27 protein-coding genes are annotated in these 25,561 nt (G+C 33.9%); 4 read left to right on the top strand and 23 right to left on the bottom strand.

The genetic code is table 11. The annotated features are described in order from the left end of the window. Positions 1-109: 109 nt before the first annotated feature. Positions 110-553: a GNAT family N-acetyltransferase gene (locus AC0L8O_RS25620; RefSeq protein WP_473449257.1), complete on the top strand. Its 444-nt coding sequence runs from the start codon at positions 110-112 to the stop codon at positions 551-553. 539 nt (positions 554-1,092) lie between these two features. On the opposite strand, the gene AC0L8O_RS25625 is transcribed toward AC0L8O_RS25620, so the two are convergent. From AC0L8O_RS25625 to AC0L8O_RS25695, 15 genes are all read right to left on the bottom strand, one after another. Beyond that, positions 1,093-1,665 carry a hypothetical protein gene (locus tag AC0L8O_RS25625; RefSeq protein ID WP_473449259.1) on the bottom strand — a complete coding sequence of 191 codons (573 nt, stop codon included), beginning with the start codon at positions 1,663-1,665 and terminating at the stop codon, positions 1,093-1,095. A gap of 255 nt (positions 1,666-1,920) precedes the next feature. Continuing rightward, on the bottom strand, positions 1,921-2,388 hold the full coding sequence (locus AC0L8O_RS25630; protein WP_473449262.1) for a GNAT family N-acetyltransferase: 468 nt from the start codon (positions 2,386-2,388) through the stop codon (positions 1,921-1,923). Between the two features lie 156 nt (positions 2,389-2,544). Then, complete coding sequence (locus tag AC0L8O_RS25635; protein ID WP_473449264.1) at positions 2,545-2,718, bottom strand: Fe3+ hydroxamate ABC transporter substrate-binding protein; 174 nt, start codon at positions 2,716-2,718, stop codon at positions 2,545-2,547. Positions 2,719-2,799: 81 nt separating this feature from the next. Then, positions 2,800-2,958: a hypothetical protein gene (locus tag AC0L8O_RS25640; RefSeq protein ID WP_473449267.1), complete on the bottom strand. Its 159-nt coding sequence runs from the start codon at positions 2,956-2,958 to the stop codon at positions 2,800-2,802. A 123-nt stretch (positions 2,959-3,081) separates the two neighbouring features. Continuing rightward, the gene (locus AC0L8O_RS25645) at positions 3,082-3,795 is read right to left on the bottom strand and encodes an ABC transporter permease (protein WP_473449270.1); all 714 of its coding nucleotides are present in this window, start codon (positions 3,793-3,795) and stop codon (positions 3,082-3,084) included. Further along, entirely contained in the window at positions 3,792-4,694 is a 903-nt protein-coding gene (locus AC0L8O_RS25650; protein ID WP_473449273.1) for an ABC transporter ATP-binding protein, read from the bottom strand. The genes AC0L8O_RS25645 and AC0L8O_RS25650 overlap by 4 nt, the downstream gene beginning before the upstream one ends. A 1,003-nt stretch (positions 4,695-5,697) precedes the next feature. Then, entirely contained in the window at positions 5,698-6,825 is a 1,128-nt protein-coding gene (gene dnaN, locus AC0L8O_RS25655) for a DNA polymerase III subunit beta (RefSeq protein WP_473449276.1), read from the bottom strand. A 40-nt stretch (positions 6,826-6,865) separates the two neighbouring features. Next, the gene (locus tag AC0L8O_RS25660) at positions 6,866-7,165 is read right to left on the bottom strand and encodes a DUF5983 family protein (RefSeq protein ID WP_473449279.1); all 300 of its coding nucleotides are present in this window, start codon (positions 7,163-7,165) and stop codon (positions 6,866-6,868) included. 149 nt (positions 7,166-7,314) lie between these two features. After that, positions 7,315-7,779 carry a single-stranded DNA-binding protein gene (gene ssb / locus AC0L8O_RS25665; RefSeq protein ID WP_473449282.1) on the bottom strand — a complete coding sequence of 155 codons (465 nt, stop codon included), beginning with the start codon at positions 7,777-7,779 and terminating at the stop codon, positions 7,315-7,317. A gap of 34 nt (positions 7,780-7,813) precedes the next feature. Beyond that, positions 7,814-8,119 carry a single-stranded DNA-binding protein gene (locus tag AC0L8O_RS25670; RefSeq protein ID WP_473449284.1) on the bottom strand — a complete coding sequence of 102 codons (306 nt, stop codon included), beginning with the start codon at positions 8,117-8,119 and terminating at the stop codon, positions 7,814-7,816. 14 nt (positions 8,120-8,133) lie between these two features. Beyond that, the gene (locus AC0L8O_RS25675; RefSeq protein ID WP_473449286.1) at positions 8,134-9,549 is read right to left on the bottom strand and encodes a CHC2 zinc finger domain-containing protein; all 1,416 of its coding nucleotides are present in this window, start codon (positions 9,547-9,549) and stop codon (positions 8,134-8,136) included. 863 nt (positions 9,550-10,412) lie between these two features. Further along, positions 10,413-11,573 (bottom strand): hypothetical protein, encoded by a 1,161-nt coding sequence (locus AC0L8O_RS25680; protein ID WP_473449288.1) that lies wholly within the window; start codon positions 11,571-11,573, stop codon positions 10,413-10,415. 841 nt (positions 11,574-12,414) lie between these two features. After that, positions 12,415-13,044, bottom strand: coding sequence for a hypothetical protein (locus AC0L8O_RS25685; protein ID WP_473449292.1), 630 nt, complete (start codon positions 13,042-13,044; stop codon positions 12,415-12,417). After that, positions 13,031-13,510, bottom strand: coding sequence for a hypothetical protein (locus tag AC0L8O_RS25690; protein ID WP_473449294.1), 480 nt, complete (start codon positions 13,508-13,510; stop codon positions 13,031-13,033). Before AC0L8O_RS25690 ends, AC0L8O_RS25685 begins: the two co-directional genes overlap by 14 nt. 436 nt (positions 13,511-13,946) lie before the next feature. Further along, entirely contained in the window at positions 13,947-14,438 is a 492-nt protein-coding gene (locus tag AC0L8O_RS25695) for a hypothetical protein (RefSeq protein ID WP_473449297.1), read from the bottom strand. Between the two features lie 118 nt (positions 14,439-14,556). On the opposite strand from AC0L8O_RS25695, the gene AC0L8O_RS25700 reads away from it, so the two are divergent. Next, on the top strand, positions 14,557-15,342 hold the full coding sequence (locus AC0L8O_RS25700; protein WP_473449299.1) for a hypothetical protein: 786 nt from the start codon (positions 14,557-14,559) through the stop codon (positions 15,340-15,342). Positions 15,343-15,476: 134 nt separating this feature from the next. On the opposite strand, the gene AC0L8O_RS25705 is transcribed toward AC0L8O_RS25700, so the two are convergent. Continuing rightward, positions 15,477-16,139: a GNAT family N-acetyltransferase gene (locus tag AC0L8O_RS25705; RefSeq protein WP_473449300.1), complete on the bottom strand. Its 663-nt coding sequence runs from the start codon at positions 16,137-16,139 to the stop codon at positions 15,477-15,479. A gap of 220 nt (positions 16,140-16,359) precedes the next feature. Here AC0L8O_RS25705 and AC0L8O_RS25710 point away from each other — a divergent pair, with 220 nt between their 5' ends. Next, a complete protein-coding gene (locus AC0L8O_RS25710) occupies positions 16,360-16,560 on the top strand; it encodes a small, acid-soluble spore protein, alpha/beta type (RefSeq protein WP_473449302.1) in 201 nt (66 codons plus the stop codon). Positions 16,561-16,818: 258 nt separating this feature from the next. Here AC0L8O_RS25710 and AC0L8O_RS25715 read toward each other — a convergent pair whose 3' ends face one another. Further along, entirely contained in the window at positions 16,819-17,319 is a 501-nt protein-coding gene (locus tag AC0L8O_RS25715; protein ID WP_473449304.1) for a hypothetical protein, read from the bottom strand. 854 nt (positions 17,320-18,173) lie between these two features. On the opposite strand from AC0L8O_RS25715, the gene AC0L8O_RS25720 reads away from it, so the two are divergent. Beyond that, a complete protein-coding gene (locus tag AC0L8O_RS25720; protein ID WP_473449305.1) occupies positions 18,174-19,523 on the top strand; it encodes an IS1182 family transposase in 1,350 nt (449 codons plus the stop codon). Positions 19,524-19,668: 145 nt separating this feature from the next. On the opposite strand, the gene AC0L8O_RS25725 is transcribed toward AC0L8O_RS25720, so the two are convergent. The 6 genes from AC0L8O_RS25725 to AC0L8O_RS25750 form a co-directional block, all read right to left on the bottom strand. Continuing rightward, entirely contained in the window at positions 19,669-21,642 is a 1,974-nt protein-coding gene (locus AC0L8O_RS25725) for a vWA domain-containing protein (RefSeq protein WP_473449307.1), read from the bottom strand. Position 21,643: 1 nt separating this feature from the next. Next, entirely contained in the window at positions 21,644-23,104 is a 1,461-nt protein-coding gene (locus tag AC0L8O_RS25730; protein ID WP_473449309.1) for an AAA family ATPase, read from the bottom strand. A 92-nt stretch (positions 23,105-23,196) separates the two neighbouring features. Further along, on the bottom strand, positions 23,197-24,051 hold the full coding sequence (locus AC0L8O_RS25735) for a hypothetical protein (RefSeq protein ID WP_473449312.1): 855 nt from the start codon (positions 24,049-24,051) through the stop codon (positions 23,197-23,199). Between the two features lie 2 nt (positions 24,052-24,053). Next, complete coding sequence (locus AC0L8O_RS25740; RefSeq protein WP_473449314.1) at positions 24,054-24,641, bottom strand: NYN domain-containing protein; 588 nt, start codon at positions 24,639-24,641, stop codon at positions 24,054-24,056. After that, positions 24,638-25,087, bottom strand: a complete 450-nt coding sequence (locus AC0L8O_RS25745; RefSeq protein ID WP_473449316.1) for a hypothetical protein — start codon at positions 25,085-25,087, stop codon at positions 24,638-24,640. The genes AC0L8O_RS25740 and AC0L8O_RS25745 overlap by 4 nt, the downstream gene beginning before the upstream one ends. Beyond that, complete coding sequence (locus AC0L8O_RS25750; RefSeq protein WP_473449318.1) at positions 25,088-25,558, bottom strand: hypothetical protein; 471 nt, start codon at positions 25,556-25,558, stop codon at positions 25,088-25,090. Positions 25,559-25,561: the final 3 nt, after the last annotated feature.

Genomic DNA, 25,561 nt, shown 5'->3' on the forward strand with positions numbered 1-25,561 from the left:
GTTAGTTCGGTAACTAAAAATTAAAACTAATCGTATTATTGAATAATTTTACATTTTAATGTAAATTTATTCAATAAGTATTAAATAATAAAGGGAGAGGAAATTAATAATGTCCTTAATAATCAGATGTGTAGAAGAAGATGACATGAACCAATTGACCGATTTAATGTATCAGTATATCGTTGATTTTTATAAAAGACCTAAACCACCTATTAAAAACATACATAATTTAATTGACACGTTACTTGAAGAGAATAGAGGGATTCAATTCGTAGCTGAACTAGATGGTAAACTTCTCGGCTTTGCAACATTATATTTTAGTTTTAGTACAACGAAAGCTGATAAAATAACTGTAATGAATGATCTATTTGTAGTTGAGATTGCAAGAGGGACAGGGGTAGCCCAAGAACTGTTTAAACAATGCGAAAAATATACAAAAGAAAATGAGTATGCACATATGGGGTGGGTAACTGCAACTGATAATTACCGTGCCCAAAGATTTTATGAAAAGATGGGTGGTTCTCTTGGAAGTTGGATGAACTATTCAATATAAGCCAAAATGCCTTTTTGGAAAGACCTCTATATCGGAGGTCTTCATTTTTATACATTTGTCATTTGATAATTTTTTATCTCTTTATCTCTTTTTATTTCATTACTCGCTTACGTTAGCACAATAGGGACTGCCTCTGTTGAACAATCGCGCTTTGATTGTTGAAGATTCATGAAAAATCTAAAATAAGTATTCCTTATTATATTTCAAACCAGTAATAATAACTTAATAATAAGAAACTGATAAACATAATTATACCTATGTTTTTTCTTTTAGTTTTTTCGGCTGGATTATTTCTACCAAAATAAAAATATAGTGAGCCAACTATAAAAATAATATAAACAATGAATTTTAATAAAAGATCCATATTGCCTCCTAATTATTGTTTACACACATTTATATGTTGTTTTTCTATATTTATTATTGCCACCATATTACTTCTTCTCCATATCTAAGGATACTTTTTATTTTTCAACAACAGCGCTACGATTGCGGAAGATAGCCATTCAAACTTGCAGCCAGTAGTGGAAGAAAATAACCTACTAATCTGTACGCACATCATAATCCTGTACTTTTTCACTGTTGTCAAAATCAATTACTAACCATTCACTATCAATAGAAATAATCCCTCTTTCATTTCCAAGATAATAAACAATATTTTTTTCACTTTTAAAATATTCTGTGTCAGTTGGTGGACCTAGTAATGTCATAACTTCGCTTTTAGTCTTTCCTTTTAAATCATACGTACTTATTAAATCATCAACCATGTACACTCTTTCTGACATATTTTTAACCCATTTTTCTGTTGTGAAGTTCGTTTTATATTCATTGATCCCTAACATAACCACACAGATGAAAAAAGGTATAGTACCCATAATAATTATAAAGTTGAAGTTCTCCTTTGCTTTTCTATCATTTTTTATATCGACTCGTTTCCATATAATTAGTATAGTTAATAGAAATAAAATAAATGGTAGGAGAATAGCAGGGATACTAATAATACTATACGAAGACTGTGCAAGAATAATAAAAAGGATGTAACCAAGATACAGTAGCCCGTACAAATATCCGAATAAAATAGAAAAGCAACCAAACTTCCATTTGTTATGTGTCATAAATATCCCCCATAAGAAACACCTATTTATGTCTCCTTAATACCTTTAAATTTTAACATAATTATCCAAAATTGTTACAACATATAATTCAACCCCCGATAATTTAAGTTGAATCCTTCACATTCTACATCCAACTCTAGGTTTGAAGATTTTATATATTTGACTTGCCCTTAGAATTAAAATCAGCGCTATCCTTATTCAAGAATAGCGCTTCTATTGTTGAAGATTGGACGTAGTAATATCAAGAAATTGTTATCAAGTAAGAGTTCCTGAAAGCCTCAAGACTTTTCCGTTCATTTCAGATTTTATTTTCTTCATACCGTTCTTTAGATAAAAAGAAATTGCGTTATAGTTACTTGGTGAAACCCTTAGATGATATTCATTCACTCCATTATTATTAAAGAATTTAAGTGCATAGTTGTGAAGTAAAGTACCATACCCCATACCTCGTTTTTCAGGAATTAGATAATATAAGTTAACATAACCAATTTGCTTTCCATCATATTCTTTCAACGTTAGTTCAAGTTGACCAATAGGCTGATGATTTTCTACAGCTAATACAAAACCCTCTGGGTACCTCTTCGACTGTTGTTTTAACCAGTCCAGATAATCTTCTTCATTTCCAAAATCATTATCAGATCCAAAGCTAACAATAAAAGAATCTTTTCTAAATTGGATTACATAATCTCTATGTTCCTTTAGATCAATTGGTATGTATTCCATACATTCACCACCCATACACGAATAAAAGTTCTTCAAATAAATCTAATTAACTTCAAAATTTAATGCTTAACATAACAGAAGCGTTATCCTTATTCATGAATAGCGCTTATATTGCTGAAGAAGTTTCTTACCTTTTAGTAAGTTCCTTTTGTCAGATTATTTAAATTTATCATCGAAACATTCTTCACAAATAAATTTACCCTCGTTATTTAAATATGCTTTAATCTCAGTAAAACCTTTCCTTTTCGGGTAACGCATTTTTACAAGTACAATATCATCTTCTTTTATTTCTTTTTTACAATAACTGCATTTTGGTTTATTACCAAACACCTTGATCACCTCTAAGTAGTTTTCATTTATTAAACTAAAGCGCTTATATTGGTGAAGATCACTATTTAATAGAATAAAAGTTCAATTTGTAGATGCATTTTCTCTTTTTCCTATCCCATAACCAATTACAATACCTATGATAAGTGGAACCAAATAATTAATCTCTAAGTCTTGTGTGAATAAACTCATTACCAAACAAGTTACTATTGCACCCAATATTGCTAACATTAAACTCTTCATCACTTTCCCCCCTGAAAAACTTCATAATAATCAGAATACTATTTTATCATTTCAACTTCCGTATTCAAGATAAGCGCTTGATTGTAGAAGAAATGAACTGTTTGAACGTTAGAAATTCCTCATTTAGAGAACCTCTTTTTTCTGGACAATCATTAAAAAAAGGGTAATCAAAATCATACTGTAGATAAAGATCCATCCGAAATATCCGTAAATCTCTGTATTGATGGATATAATTTGATCTTCTACACTCATAATTTCAAAGGAGTAATGAAGAGGTGGTAGAATCCAGTGTAATACCGTTATATTTATAACATCTGCTTCCGTCATCACTGCACTAACCAAGGAACCAATTAAAATACTAATCACACCCCACCATGAGTTTATATGGTTTTTAACAAGTTCTCTTGTGAAAAAGATGGATAACGCAATAGATATGAAGGCGAGACAAAAATGAGCTAAAAATCCCTTTACAATATGTACTGGATGTAACCCTGGAGTAAAAGCTTGAAAAATAACAGGGTACGCAACAGCCAAAACACTAAGGAAGAACGCAACTAAGGTACAATTTATCACGAGAGCGAGGTAATATTCCCTTATATTTTTGGCATGCATGATGGTGATTTGTTTTTGCCCTTCATCCTCCGAGTGAAAGATGGAAATTGTCACCCAACCAATTACAAAAAATAAAAGGATAGACGTAAATGAGTAGCTATCCAGAATAGGATTAGGAACGTATGTGTAATTGATGACCAGCATCATAATAAAGACTGAAACTGGTGGAATATACCTATGTGAACGAATATATGTAGCAAACTGATATACAACCAAGCCCCTCAATTTGAATTCCTCTTCCTTTCAAACTGTTGGGAAAACTCGTTTTCTAACTCATTAAAAGGTGTTAAGAGCTTGATTGAAGCTCCCATCTCTAGAAATTCTCTAATAATTTGATCTGTTTGTTCATGACTAACAGTCAATTCTATTAACCTTAAACCAGAGCCTATTTTCATTTCACTCTCAATTGTTACTCTATCTCTATAAGAATCCAATAATACTGGATTTAACAGTTCAATTACCAACCTGTTTTTCAACTTACCTAGTGCATGCTGTCCATTTTTCTGTGTGATTTTACTTTGACTAATGACAAGTATTTGGTCTACAACCCTTTCTAGTAATCTGGTCTCGTGACAACTTAAAATGACATTAATCTCTCGGCGCTTTAAGGAAATCAATACTCCCTCTAGTTCTCTTTGTGCCTTCGGATCAAGGCCAGATAGAGGTTCATCCATGATTAACAGGTCTGTTTCCGTCAACATCGCCTGCATGATAATTATTTTTTGTTTCATCCCTTTTGAAAAGTGAATGATTCTTATGTCCCTGTCATCTTCCATTTGAAACATTTCTAGTAAGGTGTTAATTCGTTGCTCCAGCTTCTTCTTCGGTAATCTCCGTATCATTCCCATATGTGTCAGATACTCGACAGGGGTAAAGGGAATAACTGCAGGGGTTAGCTCAGGTACGTAACCAATTCGTAGTGTCTCTCCGATCGGAAAAAGGATTTGGCCACTATCAGGTTTCATTAATCCACCAATCATTTTCAATAATGTACTCTTCCCTGATCCGTTCTTTCCAACAATGGCTGTAACCTGGTTCGAAGGAATACTGATGTTTACCCCCTCTAGGATCCTTTTGCTTTTGAATACTTTTGTTACATTTTGTAATTCAATGATATTATCCATTTTTACACATCCTTTCTCCAACAGATCATTTTCCTTTTTACTCTCTAGAAGAAATTAAGTTAGATTGAACTTTAATTACACAATTACAAGATGGGGTTATTTACCAAATTTCATTATATCATGTACCTGTTTTTTCCATGGAATTATTATTTTGGGATTTCTATAGTCACAACAAAGACCCTTCTTGAGGCAGATTCCATATAAAGGTTGAATATTACATAACAAGTACAATTATTTTTTGTATCCAATAAGGATATTGAAAACAACTGAAAGTTGGATAAAAATTCAATGTACGATATAAAGGGGTTATCCGTCTGAATAATATATCCGTATATGAGTCCCCATGCTTCTTCTGATAAAGACTGATTTATTCCTATTGATGAACAGCCACTAACTAAGATGAAACATACCCCTATTCTAAATAAAGATTTCAGGTAATCACTTCTATATATAATGACGAAAGATGAATCAGTTTAATTTCTTAAGAAAAATACTTGTTTTGTTCAAAGAATTACTCCTAAACTAAGCTATGAATAACTTTGAATTGCGTAATACGGAATAAACAGCCCATAAGTTAAAGAACAATCAATAACAATTTATAATAAGTTATTGTTAAACAATCTGGCCCGTTTGCGGAACAATAAATTCCTGTATATCATTACAGGTTTTAACTTTACAAATTATCAGATTTTATTTTAAATCAACACACAAATTAGGAAATGATATAAATTGATCAAAAGTTAATAAAGGATATCCATTCTATTGATAAAATTGTGGTGAGAGTACATTTGCAGGGGCACTAGCAGAGTTTCAGTAGGTTAGATATGTTGTGTTTAGTATAAAGATGTAAAGGAATTAAGAATAAAACGTAGTGCTTATTCAGAAAAACTACTTGATGAAGTAATAATGTATATTGAACAAAAAGAAGAATGAAAATGTAGTAAGTTAAACAAAAAAAGCTGTCAAGGAGTAACAGCTTTTTTGCATGAAGTCTAAAAGACTTTTATTGAACCCTTACAGGTAAAACTAATTGAGTAAGAGCATCATCATTATCAGCTCGAATAAGGAATGGTCTAAGTGCCCCGACAAAATCAATCTTCACTTTGTTTGTTCCGATTGAATTTAAAGCATCAAGAGCAAATTTAGTACTGAAGGCAATTTTAATATCCTCCCCTTCAATTTTTACATCCTCTATGAACTCTTCTACAGTCCCTATTTCTGGGTGAGTAACAGTTAACATTGCTTTGTTATCTGTTACCTGAAGATTAACAACCTTTACTTTTTCTGTTATTAATAAAGAGCAGCGGTCAAGAGCACCTTTTAACTCCTTTTTATTTAAAAGAAGATTTGTCTTAAAACTCTCAGGTATTAACCGGGAGATATCAGGAAAATTCCCATCTAATAATCGAGAATAGAAAAATAAATTATGAGATTGGAAAAGAATTTGGGTATCCGTAATTTTTACGTCTACCATTTCTTCTTGATCTACTAATACCTTTGACAGTTCAGTAAGCGATTTAGCAGGAATAGTGATATTCCTTGCTTCATCGCCTGTGCTAATAGCCATTGTCTTTAATGCAAGTCGATGACTATCAGTTGCTACTGCTTTTACCCCTTTATCTAAAGTGATATTTACCCCTGTTAAGATAGGTCTTGTTTCAGAGGTAGAAGCAGCAAAACTTGTTTGACCAATTAAGGCTTTAAGTTCCCCTACTGCTACACTAAAATCTGCTTCCCCATCTATCTGTGGTAACTTTGGAAAGTCCTCAGCATCAAATCCGTTCAATTTAAACGACGATTTACCTGATTGAACTTTTGTCACCAAGTTTTTTCCAACTTCAATTGAGATATCCTCTTTCGGAGCTTTCTTAACAATGTCTAGAAGAAACTTAGCATTTAAAACAATGCTGCCCTCTTCTTTAACACTTGCAATCTCCTTATCTTTCTCCTGTAAAGGAATTGTTCGCACGATAGTCATATCATTATCTGTACCAACAAGTCTGATTCCATCACTAACTGTTGAAATTTTTAGTCCTGATAAAATAGGTAAGTTTGGTTTAGAATCAATCACATAAGCAACATCCTGAACAGTTTTCACTAATACATCTTTCTTTACATTGATTTTTAACATAATAAAACACTCCTTAAAAAGTTTTTAGTTTTTTGATAAATTACCAGTCATATTGAGGCAAATACCCTACAATTGGTCCATCACCATCTAACATTATCCATTGACAATCCTTTTGTTCCGCAATTCGTAGGATGTTTAATAGATCACTAGGTACCCGCTTTAGATCTTCAGGATTAATATCAGTTAATGTAAGTGGGATATACCATCCGTAAACTTCCTTCTCATAAATGATTAAAGGGTTCGGTTCATTAATATTTCCCACTATCCAAACCCTCGTATCTTCACTGATATGAGCTGTAGATAATTCCATCATCTTGACAATGTTTGTATCTTGCTTCATCGCAATCTTCTCCTTTTCCACTCCCAAGATCGACAGGAGTGGTTAATACTAGCCCCTGTCGATTGGGAAAAAAAGGTTTCATCTCATAGACATTACAGTGTATAATAGATTGAAATCTCTTATATATGATTTTTTAATAATTACCCTCTTTAAAATGGGAGATCATCGTCAGCGATATCTACTGGTTTACCAGAGTTCGCAAATGGGTCCTGGTTAAAAATCGAACCACCTTGATTACCTTGTGAATTTGAATTTCTATCAAAACCCAGATCATTCGAATTGTTGTTTTGTGATCCCCTAGGCTCAAGGAACTGAACGCTTTCTGTAACAACTTCTGTTACATAAACACGCTTTCCAGTCTGATCTTCAAAAGAGCGCGACTGTAGTCGTCCATCAACCCCTGCAAGACTACCTTTTTTAAGGAAGTTTGCTACATTTTCGGCCTGTTTACGCCAAATTACACAGTTAAGAAAATCAGCTTCTCTTTCTCCCTGTTGATTGGTAAATGTCCGATTGACTGCAAGTGTAAACGTAGCAACCGCTACTCCACTTGGCGTATACCTCAAATCAGGATCTTTAGTTAATCTTCCCACTAATACAACTCGATTCAACAACAGAACCACACTCCTAAAAAGTTTTTAATTTTTATTATTTAGCCTTAGGCGCTTGTCCAAATTTCACTTCGTATACCTCAACTTCGAAACTAGTTAAATTCATTCCACCGCGCTGGTAATTACTTGATCGCCACTTCCCAATGATAGAAATTTCTTGTCCTTTCACTAGATAATTGGCACAATTAACAGCTGTATCTCTCCAAACAACAAGTGGAATAAAATCAGTCCTTCTTGCCATACGATCCTCGACTGCTATGACCATTTCACATTTAGCCAAGTCATTTTTGTATGTAAGGTTAGGATCTTTGGTTAACCTTCCTGTAGCTGAATATATTTGCATGATACTTCCTCCTACTAAGCAACTTGATGTAGCTTATTCAAGTCTACCAATTTTCGCTCACCTGTGCGTAGGTTTACCTCCATTGGCAGCTTATTTGCTAGTAGTAAGTCATCCAAACCTTTCCCATCGCGAATATCCCAAGTCCAGAGATACACATCAATGCCCAGCTTCATTACATCCTTCGCAAATTCAGTAAGTTTATCAAAAAGCTTTTGTTGCTTGTCTTTTGATTTTTTACTTTCATCTTCACGTTTTAAGGTATCCATGTCGTAAGCAAGTATAAATTTCTTGGTTCCCCAATCTTTCAAAAGTGGAATGATGTCCTTGAAATTGCCGACACCAGGCACTCCAATTACTGTTGCTAGTAGCTTATTGGCAGAGACTTGGCTCTTATGCTCCCCTTCCGTTCCAATGATTACATTGACATTGAACACGTCTGAAATATCGGTCCCAGTATTCCAACTACGAATTTGAGATACGGGAGGAACGACATTTAAAGGGGCTCCACTTGAAACACCATAACGTCGTAATTTAAATTTCTCTGTTTCAATCGCTGTATTATCGAATGATGAAAACCAAATGTATTTTGGCTTTCCTTCATCACGTCTAACACGCAATCGAACAATACGCCCTTGACGATCTCGAACTGGAATGAAATATCCCTTGCTACCTGCTACTGTCCAAACCCAGAATCCCCGTTTTTGCTTATCTTCAGAGACTAATTCTTGAGGATATTGAGAAGCGATGGATTCAGGATACAACCTTTGGACGAAGCCAGGCACACGTTCTAATGGATAACCCTTATTCACTAGTTGCGCCAGGATATTAAACACTTCCTCAGCAGAAGGAACAGATCGTAATCCCAATGTCATAACATCCTCTTTGGAGTATTTACGTTCTTGTACCCATTCCATAAAATGTTCTTTTTGAACTGGACATAGTGATAGAAATGCACGATAAACTTTATCGCAAATATCTACTGACTGTGGCTCCAATTCTTTTGGTTGGGTGTAGCGTGGCTTATAAGAAGCTGCTCCACTTGATTTAACCGTAGAACCATCCTCATACTTAATGGTGATTCCCATAAGATTGGCAATCTTCTCAATAACAAGTGGAAAATTCTTTTTATCCTCTTTGTTATTTTTGTCGTATGCTCTTCCATATTCATGCCAATAATAATAGGTAAACGATGAAGGACCACCGGCACCGCAACCACCACCACCGAAACATTTAAAAATATTCTTGTTAGCCTCGATGTAGGTGTCAGGTGTCCTTTCTCCATGATTTGGATTAGGACAGAACACTGCATACTGCTTTCCCACTCTTTTAGGATTATCACCAAGAGCATTGGCTAAATCCAAAATTGGTACGGCATTGACTGCATCAATGGTCTCCCGACTAATTCGTTTACGGTTAGTTTGTTGATGCATAAATTACTTCCTCCTTAAAAAAGCAAATAGGTTTTGAGTGCATAATAATAAAAAAAACACTCCTTGAACAATCGAAAGAATTGTATCTTTGCACAAAAAAGATACATTCGATCACTCAAGGAGTGTTTTCTGACTCAATAAGATCCTCCCGCATGGGTGGATAAAATAAACAATTAATAAATATAAGAACAGTATAGCATATTATAAAAATTTATCTACTACTCTTTTAAAGAGGAAAAACTAATTACGATGTTGTTGAAGTAATTCAGTCATCATCATTAGTGTTTCAACAATATACCAAAATATATCATCCCTCCTTTCAGTTATTTCTACAAAAAATATTTTTTATTTTGTCAATTTGTTCAGATCTATCAACTAGAACCAAATAGCTGTTACTTAAATTAAGCAGTTTATTTGTACAAATACTATAAATAGCAGTAAAAAAATTCACGGTATAGCAATATAAAAACCATTAAAAACAATAAATAATCATTATTAAATAATATAGGCGAACTAATAGGAGCGGAAAAGCCTTGTGGTTCTAGAGGTTAACCCTACTTTAAGAAATTAAAGAAACGAATTTTCAACAAAAACACAAGTAAATTACATGAATTATGCATGTATTAAGATACCTTAAATTAAAATATTCACGATTAGTACAAGACATTAAACCAATTACTCACAAATCCACAAGAGAGTACTCGTAATGGAAATAAAAGTAAAACCCTTCTAGGTTGATGAATTTTTAACAACCTAGAAGGGTTTATAGTTAGTTTGCTAGATAAGAAGTGTGTCTGTATAAAAAAACACCATAGCAATTAGCCCTGTAAAACCATAGTTTTTAAACAGGGCTTGTAAGACAATTAATTTTTTGAGGCATACTTAGGATGATAAAATTTCGGATACTCTTTCTTTTCATGATGATATGAAACAACAGCATCATGGAGTGTTCCAGAGAATCTATTTGGTGTTGTTGCAAGGTGATGCAATTTTTTAAGTAATCCATTTCGCATAAATGCACCAAGAGATTTAATTTGCTGTTTCGGATCGTTCATTTTTTTATCCTTATAGTATTCTATCAACTGATCAAATGTAGTGTTGAATACATGTAACATAATCTGATTACGTGTAAGAATGGAGTCATTGTAGTATTTCAATGAGCTTATGACTTCCTCTTTAAACACTCGAACAATATCTTTAAGATCTTTCGATGAATGTTTGATATTCTCAGCTGGTAGTTTAAACGCTACTTCCTTACGTACGGAAGACTCTATCATTTCAGTGTTATAAGTATCCTCAAGTTCATAGACTAAATCTGGATTCATTTTTATTGAAAACTTCTTAATAACAATTTGTATAGGGTTGTTCTTCTTTCGAGTGGTTAAACGTGAAAAATCTGGCTTTCTTTCTGTAGTCTCTTCAGCTTCAAAGATGAATAAATCTTTTACAAGTACCACCCAATCCCGAATACTTTTAGCGGTTTTCTTCATTTTCTCTTTCAATGTCTTCATAGTACGAGTAGTATCCTCACTACCATACATATTCATTCCTCTAGTGAATGTATTAAATAAATCTAGCAGCATTATTAACCCAGATGCATCTCTACTTGATACAAGTGCTTTTAATGATGGGCTGGTAAAGAGCTTAAATGGAATTTTGAAATAGTTAAGGCTGCTATTGTTTCCTAATTGAGCATTAATTTCAGGGGAATTCCATTCATTATAGCCAACAATCTCATAGTAAGGTTCATTTCCAATAATGACTTCTCGTAGAAGATCACGTTCAAAAAGAACATTTCTACCTGTATGAATAGTGGTATATGGAATTTTAGTAGGTTCAGACAGTTTTGAGAGTGAAAAGGTGTTCGCACGAATACGGCCAAGATCATCACATTCTAAGTGGAAAAGCATATACGTCGCAATAGCAGAAGCAGGAAGTGGCTTCAAATCATGCAGCACTTTTAATTTAGTTAGTCCATCTTGAAAAAACTTTTTCCCGCTAATTCGAGCTTTTGATGTTCGCATTTTGCTTCCCTCACTTTCTGTGTCAAAAATTGTCTAGATTTCCCTATTGAAATTTCTATAAACTGTTGTGAATCCGTTGCGCCATCTATGTAAAAAAGGTATAATATGATTAACAAAACAATAAAAGGCAATAAGAAAGACGCCCTCGAATGTCTATTTTTTTCGAAGGTTTGTGTTATTTATTTGTATTTCATATTAATCAGTTGGCGCTAATTAATATGGGGAATTTCAAACTTGGCAGTAACATACTTTACTGTCTATCAAAATTGGCGTTTTGATGGACAACAACTTTAACCTTACAGTCGATCGTTGGCGCGATCGGCTTTTTACGTTGTCTATTTCATTTTATTGACTGAAATTTCTTAATGAAATTCCTTTTGAAAATGAAAAAAGTACTTATGTTCACTGAAAACAGAGACCTAAGTACTACTAAAAGACTAGAAGATAGGACTATTTCCATATATAATGGACAAATTTCTCCCAATCTAGTGCTCTGGTTTCAAATTTCATTTTAACATAACAAAAAAATCCAGTAAATCCATTTTTTCTTTAATCTAATACTTGACCTAAAGATTATGGAAACTTATAATAAAAGTAACTTAATATTTATCTGGTTTCGAAAAAACCTTTGCCCTCGGCAGAGGTTTTTTTCATTTCTAAGGGTATTTTAGGAAAAAACAAGATATATGATTAATATATTAAAAAAGGACACACGGGTAGCGTCCCCATGTGTCCGGTTCTTCCGAACTAAATTCACATAATGAAGTTTTTTATATTATCTTACAGATTCTCAATCAGGTCAAGAGACTGTAAAGTGAAAAATGGAAGTTCCCCCTATGGGTTATGAATTAATTCGCTTTGATATTGCTTTCATAACGGTTAATGTATTACCATTTTCTCTTATTTTATTAATGAAATCTAAGTAAAGGACCGTAAACAACTCTTCTATATTTAGAAAATCATCACTCATATAATCAGAAAGATCGTGTAAGAATACCTCTCCTCTTAGAATAGCAGATGATTTTAAACGGATTGTAATTTCTGCTTTTTTATAAGGTTCATCATCTTTAACTTCCTCAACCTCATCTTCAACAGTTTCTAAGGAAAATAGGTTAGTATTTACTTCTTTGATGACCCGCTTCTCAATCATTGGAGGGTTTATATATCTTGACTTGCTATTAACGAGAAAATTAGCCATAGACTCTAAATTTGTTCCCTTTTTAATTTGAGTTAGAAAATCTTCATAGAGTAAATTAATTAAACCACTTAAATCAAACAGTAGTGGGACCTCTTTCCCCATAACATCCCTAAGATCATCAATGAATACTTCGCCACGTATATAATCATAGTAAGGTACTGTAAACGTGACGTAAGAATATTTGGAAGTAAAAAAGTATTCCAGTAAAGACTTCGGTTCATCACGTCCTGTAAGCTTATTTTGTAATAAGTTCAATTTGCTATAGGATTTCATTTATATCCCCTCCTTTCTCTAGCCATTTTAAGGCTGCTTTCATTATTATGTAGACAGTTTTTCGTTCGGAATAACCTTTCTCTATAGCAATCCCATACGGGCCTCCTAAGTCTATATACTCCCTTTTTAATAAATTGGTATGCATATACCTCTTCGAATCTTTATAAGGAATATTCCAATCTACTAAGTGTTGATTCTTTAAGAGATAGCGAAGCAGTAATGTGTTGAATTTGGTTTGAGATAATGGTTTATTATATTTCTTTTGATAAGGGACAGCAGCCTGTTTACTCCAGGTGCGGAGCTTTATGTGAAACTCAGAATCTACAGGGAATTTGCAGTTTTTGGTCTTATCCGAGCGTTCTGCCCTCTTTCTTGTTTGATCTAAGCTGGGATTAGGATTTTGTCTTTTCTTCATCTTTGGTAAGGGTTGAGATAAATTCTGAAAGAGAGGGTTCAAATTATCCATGTTTTTCTCTCCTTTCTCATGGTCATTTTTCCATTTTCTATAAATATACAAAGCTAGTCCTAAAATAGAACTTAAAATTGAATATTACAGGATTCTTTTGTCCATAATGGGTACCACAAGATGAAAGAGGAAGGATTGTATAAGATGGCAAAAAACGAGAATGAAAAACAAATAAAAAAAGATTTTGTTAAGGCGATGATTAAAGCAAATAAAAAGACTGGATCTAAGCTGGTTAAGGTCAAAATTAAATAATAGAAGAGGAACCTCAATACTATTTATGAGGTTCCTCAATTTTTTAATTTTATTTTCTTGTAAAAGATTAATTAGAGTAGTCTTCCCTACTAATATACTTATTAAAAACAACTAAATTCCTCCATTAATTATAAAAAGGAATTTCTTTCTAATAGCACTGTGTTAGATATACAAACATATAACCTTAATCTTCAGGTATAAACCCCCACTCTTTTAAATCCTTTTTCATTTCTTTTTCTAATTTGTATTGCTCTAAGTTAGAAATTCCTGACTTTTTATGTAAAACCTCTAATTCTTCTTCCTTTTTTAGGATTTCAGCAAGATCATTTAATTCATCTAGGCGACTTAATAAACTTTCATTAACTTTGTATCTATGGACATTAAGGGTTTCTTCTGTTGCATCTTTGAAAAAATTTTCATGGTACTTAGAGTATTTCAACACATGTTCTTCATCTATAAAATCTTTAAAACGTACATTTTCATGTGTTGAATCAGTCGCACCAGCATAATCAGGCATATCAGATATAGCATTACATATTGATTGTAAGATTAAAACTAATTCATTGGATCTTAAATGAACGGGTGCTCCTAAATTTACTAGTTTATGGTACCTTATTACTCGCATAAGCAATTGCTCTGTATTTAACTTAGATAAAAGTTCTGGTGATGCAGTCATTGAAATTCCTCCTACCATTAATATATTTTTTATATTTATCTTTAAATATTAGCATACGGAAATAGAAAATTATCTACGATGTGGTAAAATTTTCATAAAAAAAGGGGGATTCTATGATATGGATGTAGATCGAAAGAATTATATAATAGAACACTATATGACTAGTGCTACATTTGGGGTCATTCCTGAAAATGAAATTCCAAATGTAGCTGAGAAGTTTGGAATAAAAGAAACAACGTTAAAAAAAGATTTGAGAACGTTGGGTTGTGTAATATACAAAAGCAAGCCCACTAAATTAAAGAACATTGAAGAATATAAACTAAGAGTAGCAAATCTAAAACTAAAAATAGGTAACAGACTTCCAAGTTATGTTCAACACAAATCAGTACGAAAAATAATTAGTCAGGGATTATGGGGAAAAGTTAGAACTGAAGTGTTGAAACAGAGTCAAAATCAATGCTCAGTATGTGGTTACACATCTGATGTGTTAACTAGACTTCATGTTCATGAGGAATGGTCTATTGATGAAGAGAATTTAATTATAAACCTTAGCGGGTTATCCTTGCTTTGTATTCATTGTCACTCTTTGCAGCATTGGGAGAACACCTATTTTAGAACGTCTAAAAAGGAAGAATGGAATGATGTAAGGGCTAAGTTAGAAATGCATTTTATGAAGGTTAATGAGTGTTCACAGGATGTATTGTTAGCTCATAAAAGATTATCTACGATGGCCGAGTTACAAAGAATAGCTCCCCCTATAGGATCTAGAAATCGTTTGACTGAACACTTTGATCGTCAAGAACATCTTAATAATGCAAAGTGGTCCTACTCCATCTATCATGAAATGCCGCTTCGGGATGAAATTATAAGTGCAATGCAAAAGAAAGTGGAAGTTTTAAACTAAATAAAAAAATTTAATCGTTACGTTTAATTGAATATAATAATCCTTAACCATAAGAAAAAGGCATGTAGACTAGTATGTATCAGTTTACATGCCATTTTTATTGTCATTCTTTGTTATATAGTTCAACAAAATTCTTATCTATTATCCAATGCAAGATACACACCATCTGAGGTCATTCCAATAGTTTGGGTGAATCCGAATTGACTATAGAATTTCACTAACCTATCGACTTCATATTTTAATTTATTATTATCAAGTTCCCTTGAGTTTTCTGCTAATTTCAAGTGTTCTTGTTCTGTGGGATACGGCTTTAGCATAAGGAAATCTATACCGGCAATCTTGCTGTAATTAATGAATTCTGATATTAATTTTGTTCCGATACCTAGATTCCGATACTCCTCTTGTATCTTCACATCTGATATAAGAGCAATCACACCAAACACATTGACTGTATTATCATGATAAGTGTTTCCTTCGAACATATCTTCAAAAAAATCTTTATCATCACTTTCTTCGAATTCTAGACTCATGAATTCATCTGAAAAAATCCTTACAGAATGGATAGTTTCATAGACATCATCTGTAACGCCGTCACATTGAATTATTATTTCATCAGAAGAGTATCGTTGTGCGTTAAATATTGTACATTTTAAGTGACCTATTGGTATCTCAGTTTCATCAGCATCATCAATCGATCTAAAAATAACCATCTTAGCAGAAATATATTCAATGTCTCCCTTCTCTCTATTACTTGAAACTGTTGTCGTGATCAAATCTTTTTCAACATTAGTTATCATTTATCTCACTCCTGTTTATTTTTATAAAGGAGCTTATATTGAATATATTAACAAGATGTAGCGCTCGCTTCATTCTGTTAATCTATTATTTCCTTTTCAAAGAAATTTAGACAATAAATAAAGCAGTTTTTTTAAAAAATAATGCATAAGAAACAAAGAACATTTACATACTACCTTTAAAGGTTTTATAACAACAGATTATAACAAGGAGGTGTTACAAATGGTTAGAAATAACAATAGCAATCATTTAGTTGTAAATGGAGCACAAGAAGCAATCAATCAAATGAAGTTAGAAATCGCTTCTGAATTTGGGGTGCAGCTTGGAGCAGAAACAACATCTAGAGCAAATGGTTCCGTTGGTGGAGAAATTACAAAACGATTAGTATCTCTAGCTCAACAACAATTGGGCGGTTACAAATAAAGCTTTAGCAAAAGATGTAAGTGTTATTGTTTGTGATTCTATTCAACGACATAAAGTGGTTATGACCATCCCTCCCCTTGATAATTCTTTTTACTTAGAATGACAGGGTGTGAGAATGTATTTTTAAAAATAGAAGGACTTATGTCGTACTTAAACTCAACGAAAAAATTAAAACCCTCATTCAAAAAAATGAGGGTTTTAATTTACTTAGTAATTCATTGTGATACTTTCATTATGATACTATTTTTTCAATATTGTTTACTCGTAGTATTCCCCTAATATCTCGTTCATTTCATCTACCTGTTTTGATAAGTCATTTGCACCTAAAGACAACATATCATAAAAGACTTCTATTTCTTCATTTTCATATTCCGATGGGGACATAGTATAAAGCGTATCAAGAAGGTCTTCCAAATCAGAAATAGTTGTTAATATATTTTGCTTCAGCGCATGAGTATCCTCGTATTTTACATCTGTCTTTATAATGATATCATTAGCTTCTTTTAATCGATTTTGAAGATCTAAATTGACATCAAAGCCTTCCTCAACAAAGTAGGTACCAATATCATTTTCGTGTTCAATTAAAGTATCAAAATAGTCACCTGATTCATTTAAGATAGGAAAGTATTCTTCATCTAAAAGCTCTCTAAAAGCAACAAACTCTTCTGATTTTTTGTTAGAATCATTAATCCAAAATACTAAACCTACAATTAAAATAACAACAACTGCTGTAATCGCTAAGATGATTTTCTTTTTCATTTAAATGAGGTCTCCTTAAATTATGCTATATACATCTAAATAAATATAGTGTAGAAGCAAACACTTGTCAAAAAACAAATGTTTCCAAAAATACTATTATTTTAAAGCTCACTTCACTTACCTAATAAGTACCAATTGCATTAACAAATGTTGTTGTGTTCTACAAAGAAAATGATGGTGAAACATATGTGTTTGCAGAGATAAAATAAAAAAAGATTATAAACTATCCTCCATAAATCGTACAGATTAATAAAAGGGATTTATACTGCCAATTGAACTGAACTTGTTTAATCACTATTGATATCATTGATGCTTATATTCCTTTATAATAGCTGGTTACTCATCTTCCTCCATATCCTTTTCTCGATTTATCCTTAGAAGGTACACATAAGAAATTGGGATAATTCCGCAAACGAATAACTGGTTTACTCATTGAGGATTTTAATTAATTATTTTTTAGAACGTTTTTTCTTTGAAAGTATTATCTCAAAGTATTATGATAACAGAAAAGTAGAGGACAAGAATATGGATCTATTATATGGTAAAGATGCTTTAAGTAGATGGGATATTTATAGGGTCTAAATGATGAAGTTCAATCTGAAATTGTTGTAAGTAGAGAGGAATTTGGGAGGGACTTTGATTATGTTGGGTATCATGACAGTAATCAAGAATTCCATACAGCAACAATACATTAGTGTTTAATAGTGATATATACAAAAAGACCTCCATACTAATATGGAGGTCTCAGGCTGTCGAGAAACCCTCGACAGCCTTTATTTATCTCTAATAACTTTAATTATTCACCGCGTTAATATGTTATAATATAAGTAATTAATCATTGGACGGTGAATAAAATGTTTAGACCTAAAAGAGAATTACAAAATGAAGCTGAATTTGTAATGATTGAAGAATTAGTACCTCAAGACCACCTTTTGAGAAAGGTAGATAAATACATAGATTTTTCTTTTATTAATGAAAGGGTTCGTCATTTATATTCCGAAAATAATGGCCGTCCTTCCGATCCTATTATGCTTTTTAAAATGATGTTTATCGGTTATTTTTACGGGATTCGTTCAGAACGCCAACTAAAACGAGAAATTCAAATGAACATTGCTTATCGATGGTTTTTGGGGTTAAGGCTTACTGATCCAGTTCCTGATCATTCAACTATTAGTTGGAATCGTCGTACTCGTTTTAAAGATACAAATATCTTTCAGGAGATTTTTGATGAAATTGTCTTTCAAGCTATTAAACATAAGATGGTAGGTGGAAGGGTTCTATTCTCAGACTCTACTCACTTAAAGGCCAATGCAAATAAACATAAATTTACACGTATCGATGTTGAAGTGGAAACTCGGGAATATATTGATGATTTAAATAATGCTATTGATGAAGATAGGAAGCTTCATGGAAAAAAGCCTCTAAAGGAAAAAGAGGAGGTGAAAGAAACTAAGAAAATCCGTCAAAGTACAACTGATCCCGATTGCGGGTTTATGTCTCGAGATAATAAGCAGGAAATGTTCTGTTATCTTGACCATAGAACGACCGATATGAAATTTAATATTATAACCGATGCGTATGTTACTCCTGGAAATGTTCATGATTCTGTTCCATACCTATCACGATTGGATAGACAAGTTGAACGGTTTAGCTTTAATGTTGAAGCAGTAGGTCTTGATTCTGGTTATTTAACGAACCCTATATGTAAAGGGCTTAATGATCGTAAGATATTTGGTGTTATTGCACATAGGAGGTATCACCCTACAAAAGGTCTATTCCCAAAATGGAAGTTTGATTATGATCAAGAACGTGATGTATATATCTGCCCAAACAAAGAAGAATTGATTTATCGTACAACGACAAGAGAAGGATACCGCGAGTATAAGTCTGATCCTAAAAAATGTGCAAACTGTCCTTTACTAAAAGATTGCACAAGATCTAAGAATACACAAAAAGTCGTTACACGACATGTTTGGGAGGACCATAAAGATCAGGTTCGACTCAATCGTCTTTCTGAATCAGGAAAGAAACTTTATAAATTTAGAAAAGAAAAAGTAGAGCGAAGCTTTGCAGATTCAAAAGAACTGCATGGGCTTCGCTATTGCCGGTTACGGGGATTACAGAATGCGAGTGAGCAAGTATTACTCACCGCAGCCTGTCAGAATATGAAAAAGATCGCCACACACCTAGCGAATCTAGCATAGGTGTATGACGAACCTTTTCTTTATAAAATAACCTATAATTACTGTCCAATAGTGAACATTAAATAACATAAAAAAGCACGTGTTAAAAAAAACACGTACTTTCTCAACAATCTGAGACCTCCATACTAATATGGAGGTCTAATCTTTATTTACGTCGTAAACGAATAATTCGTTTAACATGCTTCTGTAACTCTCTAGCAATGTTCCGATCAGCAAAAATAGCGCGGCCTGGATACATTTCTTTAACTACATTCATAACATGCTGCTGTGGATCCCCCACGAAAAGACAAAGGACGTCAATCCCTTGTTTCTCCGCTTTTTCCACCATATTACGAATCGTTTGAGGGTTTTCTTCAGGCTCAAAAATAGGTAAACCATCAGATAGCATAATTATTAAACGAATATCTTCATTTCGCATAGCAATTTGATCAACAGACCATTGCAAAGCTAACGTATCCCTATTCCCATATTCAGGAACAAGAGCACCGAGGTATCCTTTCTCTTCATCACCATAACGGTGAGGATTTGGTTTAATTGGATAAATAATAGTATCATCGGACTCAGTAAATGCATGCGCGGTTGACGGTACTCCTGCCTCCACACAAGCTTCTAGAAGCAGCTGCATAGCCTTTTGGATCTCCTGAATAACTAATGTGCCGGATTCCAACTGAGAGTATGTAGAACCGCTTATATCGGCTTGTAAAGCAACAAATGCATTGCTCTTAGGCGTACCTTTACGATTTTTTTGAAAGACATTATTGTCGTTACAATGAACGGCCTTCCATGCTCGATTAGGCATAAAACGCCCGCTACGTACATTTCGTCTAACAGAGTCCTGTTCCCCTTCTAAAAGCTCTCTTAAAGCCTTAGAAGTGGGTTTAATTAATCGCTTAACATCGCTTAAAGATGAAAGGTATTGATTGGTATCTTTTCTACGATAAGGTTTCACAACTACCTTCTCATTCAATCTTTTTTTCTTATCAGGTATTTCAATTTCAACTGACTCGGTACGAGAAGCAAAATCTTGTACTTCTTCATCTATCGCTTTTTCATCTTTGTTCATTTGCTTTTCTTCAATTTTGATAATATGAGAAAAGTCAGGTTGTTTACTCTGTATATCATCTTCTGTATTATCGCTTGATGATGAGTCTCGCTCGCCCGACTCTGAATTTGTGGGCTGGTTTGTTGTTTCATCACTTGAATCATCTTCTTTTACAGTAGAATCAGATGGAGAATCCTTCCCTTCTTCAGTATTTCCTTTTTTAGATGACTCTTTGTCACTTTTCTTAGCTACTTTTACAGCAACTAATACCCTTTGAGAGTTCTCAGATGTTTCATTTTGTTCGCCCCATTGTTGCCCTTCTTCATGGGAATCACCACTATAATCTGATGGAGGTGTATCTTTTTCCATGTTGTTAAGATCCATCCATTCGATAAGCTGTGGCCAAACTTCTTTCATAATATCTGAAACAATGATTAGGCACTCTTTTGTTGATCCAGCAAAGCGAAGTTCATCAATCTTCTCTTGAACAGACTCTACTAATTCAACAGCTTCAGGTAACCAATCATCCAGGTCTGTCATACCTAATACTCTAGATGAATAACAATCTTGGAAATCTACAACTGGATTTTCTCCAATACTCTTACCTCTGATTCCAAAACGCCACTCATAGTTGCTAAAATCCACGTAATCCTTATATGACGGTAGTTTTAGAACGACGAAATTCTCCATCCTTCCATCTAGTGACATATTTCCAAAGAACTTTAGCCATTTAGCAGGATAGAGTTTATTATCTTTCCAATCTTCTAACTTAGTAGAGACATTATCTTTTTGCCACTGTATATAATCTTCTAAATAATCAAATTCAATATGCCCTCGTTCATGAATACCATGAGATTTACGCAGCACACGACATTCTTCAGGTGTAAATGGTCGATGTGCAGGGGTTTGAATATCATATTTAACCCATATATCCTTACCATTTGTATAAGAGGTTTGATCATTAGTCCAAAAGAAACCAAAGTCAATTCCCCCGAATAACGAACGAAGAGACCGTTTTAAACGGTCTCCTTCTCGTTGTTTAATCTTTTCTTGGCGAATAGATAACTTAGTCGTCATCTTACATCTCTCCCTTTTCATATTCTTCTTCCTCAGCTGAAACAGGGAAGTCTTTCCATGCTTCAATGCGGATCATATGTCGTGCTGACATATATTCATCAAGGTCCTCAATTTTGTTCACCACATAATCCTCGATTACCTCAACTTTGGTATCAAATGTCACACCATATTCATTGAAGTAATTCGCGGCATCGATATAACCTCTTAGAGTATTAGCAGCCATCCCTTGAGATTCCTCTGAAATGAGCTTTTCGATAGCTTTCTTTACCTTTTCAAGAAATTCTAACGCATAAGTATCTGTTAGACCTGTCTTGCTAGAAAGCATCTTTTTGAAATCAGCGGTGTATGGTAAACGAAGGATAGCGAAGCGGTCCTTAAAGGCTTCGTTCAGCTCTTTAACGCCCACGTATCCTTCCCCTACATTCATACTTCCGATAATGACAGAATGCTCATTTCGATGAATAGCTCCAATAGGAGAAGCTAATACACGATTTTCATCTGCTACTGAGTGAAGAATAGATGTAACATCACCAACAAGCATGTTCACTTCTGCCATGTTGACTATCCCACCGAACTCGATAGTTTTAGCAAATTCCGAAGGGTCAAACGTACTCTCACCATTACGGAATGCTGGTTCACCAACAAGGCTCTCCTTTGTTTCATCTTTATTCCCTACATAAATACTCATAGGCAATCCAAAGATCCAACTTAATGTCGCAATCATTGTATCTTTGCCGGTACCTTTTCCACCAATAAGGATAAGGTCTTTACCGCTTAATACATGACGAATGGCTCTACCAAGCATCTCTCCACTATAAGGGAAAGAAGGTTTCTTTGGTTCAACGGTCATAGGACGAAGAGAAACAGTATCATGGATGGCTACACGTTTATTTTGGATTAATGCAATGAGACGATTCGATAATCCCTCGCCTGATAAATAATCCTTAATCTCATTCCACCCGCTTTTCCAGTTACGTTTTGTTGGAACTGGAGTTGGCTTTTTAGGTGTAGTTGGAGATGCAGTAGTTGGAGCGGAAGTTGTGCTTTCCTCTTCTTCATCTACTGGCTCTAATAAATCGAATAGACTATTCATACTTGAATAATGTTTCGATTCTTTTGGAAAAGACGCTGTTATAGCTTCAATTTCAGCTAAATTATTGCCAAAACTAAGTTTGTTCACATCAAGACCTAATTTATAACCAATAGCACAGCCTGCTCCTAAATGAGAACATTGACTACCCTTTTCATTTGTTTCACAATAGTGAATTAACTTTGCAGTATTTTTCCCAGGATCTTCCGAAATAATATAAGCAAAAGGCTCAACACCTTTAAACTTAATACGATATACCGGGTAGGATATAGAAGATGTTAAGGATTCGACAGATTCCACTTGATCAGCAATTTTCTTCTCGAACATCTTTCTTGTTGATTCTGGTAGTTTTGTTGTTTTATATTTAGCCATTATTAAAACACTCCTTAAAAAAATTAATAGTTTTCATAAAAAAAGAGCCGATACATATCTGTACCGACTCACTCTTCCATTATGGAATTTTATTAAGCTGCACCAAACTCTTCGCGTTTCATTTCGGAGTTATTAGCAATTCTTAATTTATTATTATTCAGCCAACCAGTAAGGTTAAGTACCGTCTCAACTTTTAATGACTTCATGAATGTGTTGTGTATTTTAGGTACAATTACTGTAATTTCATCCATTGATGTCGTGAGCGCTTTAAAGCTACTTGTACCATCTTGGTTAAAAGAAGGTAAAGCAGTAACTTTAATGCGGTGTGGTTGAGGAGCATTGCTGCTGTTTCCTTTATCACTTCCTGATCCAGAGGAATCACCATTATAAGAACCTGGTTCATCACTATGGTTATCTTCATCAATCATTTCCTCAGCACTAGCAATACCTGTTCCGATTAAGCCATAGCCTAGAAAGCCTAAAGCTCTACCAATAGCACTTGTTTCAGCTACTTCTAATGGATTATCTTTCTCAGCTCCTGAAGCTTTATCACCTGTACGGATAATAGAGCTACCAGTAGCCTTGCCCAACATGTCAGATTCAATGGTTATTTTCAAAAAAGAACCATTTTCTGAAATGACAGGTTCATGAAAATGCATTAGTTTTTCATGCTTTCTGTGGTCATCACGTGCCATTTTCACACGACCATTAACAGCCATATAAGGATAAGACACAGGTACATAAGTTCCTTTTTCAGTTGCCCACATTCCTAATCCTTGAGCATGTTGATCAATTTCAACTTTATTACCGATTTTCACATTTTGAGGAAGTAATACGATAAATTCGTGATATTCAGCAGGAATTTGTTTCTTAGCCTGTTCATATCGAGTTTTCGCTTCCTTCACTAAACTATTTGCTTTGTCCATTGCCCATTTTGGTGTTGCCATGCTTACGCACTCTCCTTAAAATTAGTTTTTGATTTTATTTCACGTCTTGGCAGATGCTTCGACGGAATTAAACGAATAATATCTTCTAAACGAATGATTTCATCAACAGCTTTAGCCATACGACCAGCCGGAACATTAGAGGAAAGGATTGCTTTTACAACCGCTCCATTCTCACGTGCTCGTTGAATAGCTGGGACAATATCACTATTTGCTGAAAAGACAAAGATTTCATCATAGCCCTCAAAACTTAAATCAACTAAGTTTAGTGAAAGGAGTACATCAACCCCTTTAGACACTAACTTATTTTGTTGATCCAAGACAGTAAAGCCTTTATGAACATTAATCCCATCACGAAATAAGGCACTAAAAAAACGTTCTCTCAGCTCAAATCTTTCTTCATCTAAGCCTTTTGGAACGTTGCATCCAAACATATGGTATTCTGCTGGAGCTTGGTTACTCGCAAAATACGTTTCTACCGTTTTGTAAAATTGTCTCCACGGTCTAATTCCTTCTATTCCTAATCGATGAAATTGAACCATTGCATTCATTTCATCAACGAGAATCGCAGTTTTTCTCATTTTTGTTTTCATCCTACATCAACCTCCAGTTTTAGTTGGTGCTCCATTAATGGAATAAAACTAAGGGCATGAACAGGTATTCCATGGCCACTACGTTTTTCAATCATAAAACACCACTCATTCGGTCCAAAAGGTACCGCACAAATACTTACACTCTCCTCTTCTAAGTACCAAATAGGACCTTTTTGCTTCATATTTCTATGAGAAAGATCCGGAACTTGTCCTTTAAAGAAAAGCTTCAAGCTACGACATTGTTGTAAAAGACCAGTACGTTTAATTTGAATAAACTTAGTCTGTACAGTGTCTATAGTTAGATTCTCAAAGATAATGGTGATGAGATCCCCATATACCCCTTTTCGTTCTCTTATCGATGGATTTCCTGCAATTGTAGTAATGATCTCGGTGTCAATCTCCTTAGCTGCAGACTTCCAAACGGTCATCATTCGCAGCAATTCCATTTAAACCACCGCCAGGTATCGATTTTGATTTTTGATGTCCATCTCATATTTAACTAAAGAGATAAGTCGAGATAAAACATTTCCACAAGAATTGGGTACTGAATAACCTATCATTTGAAGGTTCAGCTTCCAAATTGTTGTACTCTCATCTTCTATAGTAGAAAGAGAGAGAACAAAATCAGTGTTCTTAAAAATTAAAGCTCCGTTTACATAGTTAAAGCCAAGTTTCTGAATCTCTAATATAGGCATATTTCCCATAGTAGTTTCAAAACGACATTCAACTTTCTGTAAAAAGCCTTTTGTATGACGCTCAATTTCTTGTAAGACAGGTCCGAGTCTATGTATCTCAACCTTTCCTCCAATTTGAAATTGGTCCTCAATAAAAGCATTTTCACGAACGTTCAAATTCTCTAAGACCGGCTCTTTATTCACCAATCCACTCCAAACTGATTGAAAACCAACCATATTCATTTA

It is taken from the genome of Metabacillus sp. KJ11-3 (assembly GCF_055808295.1).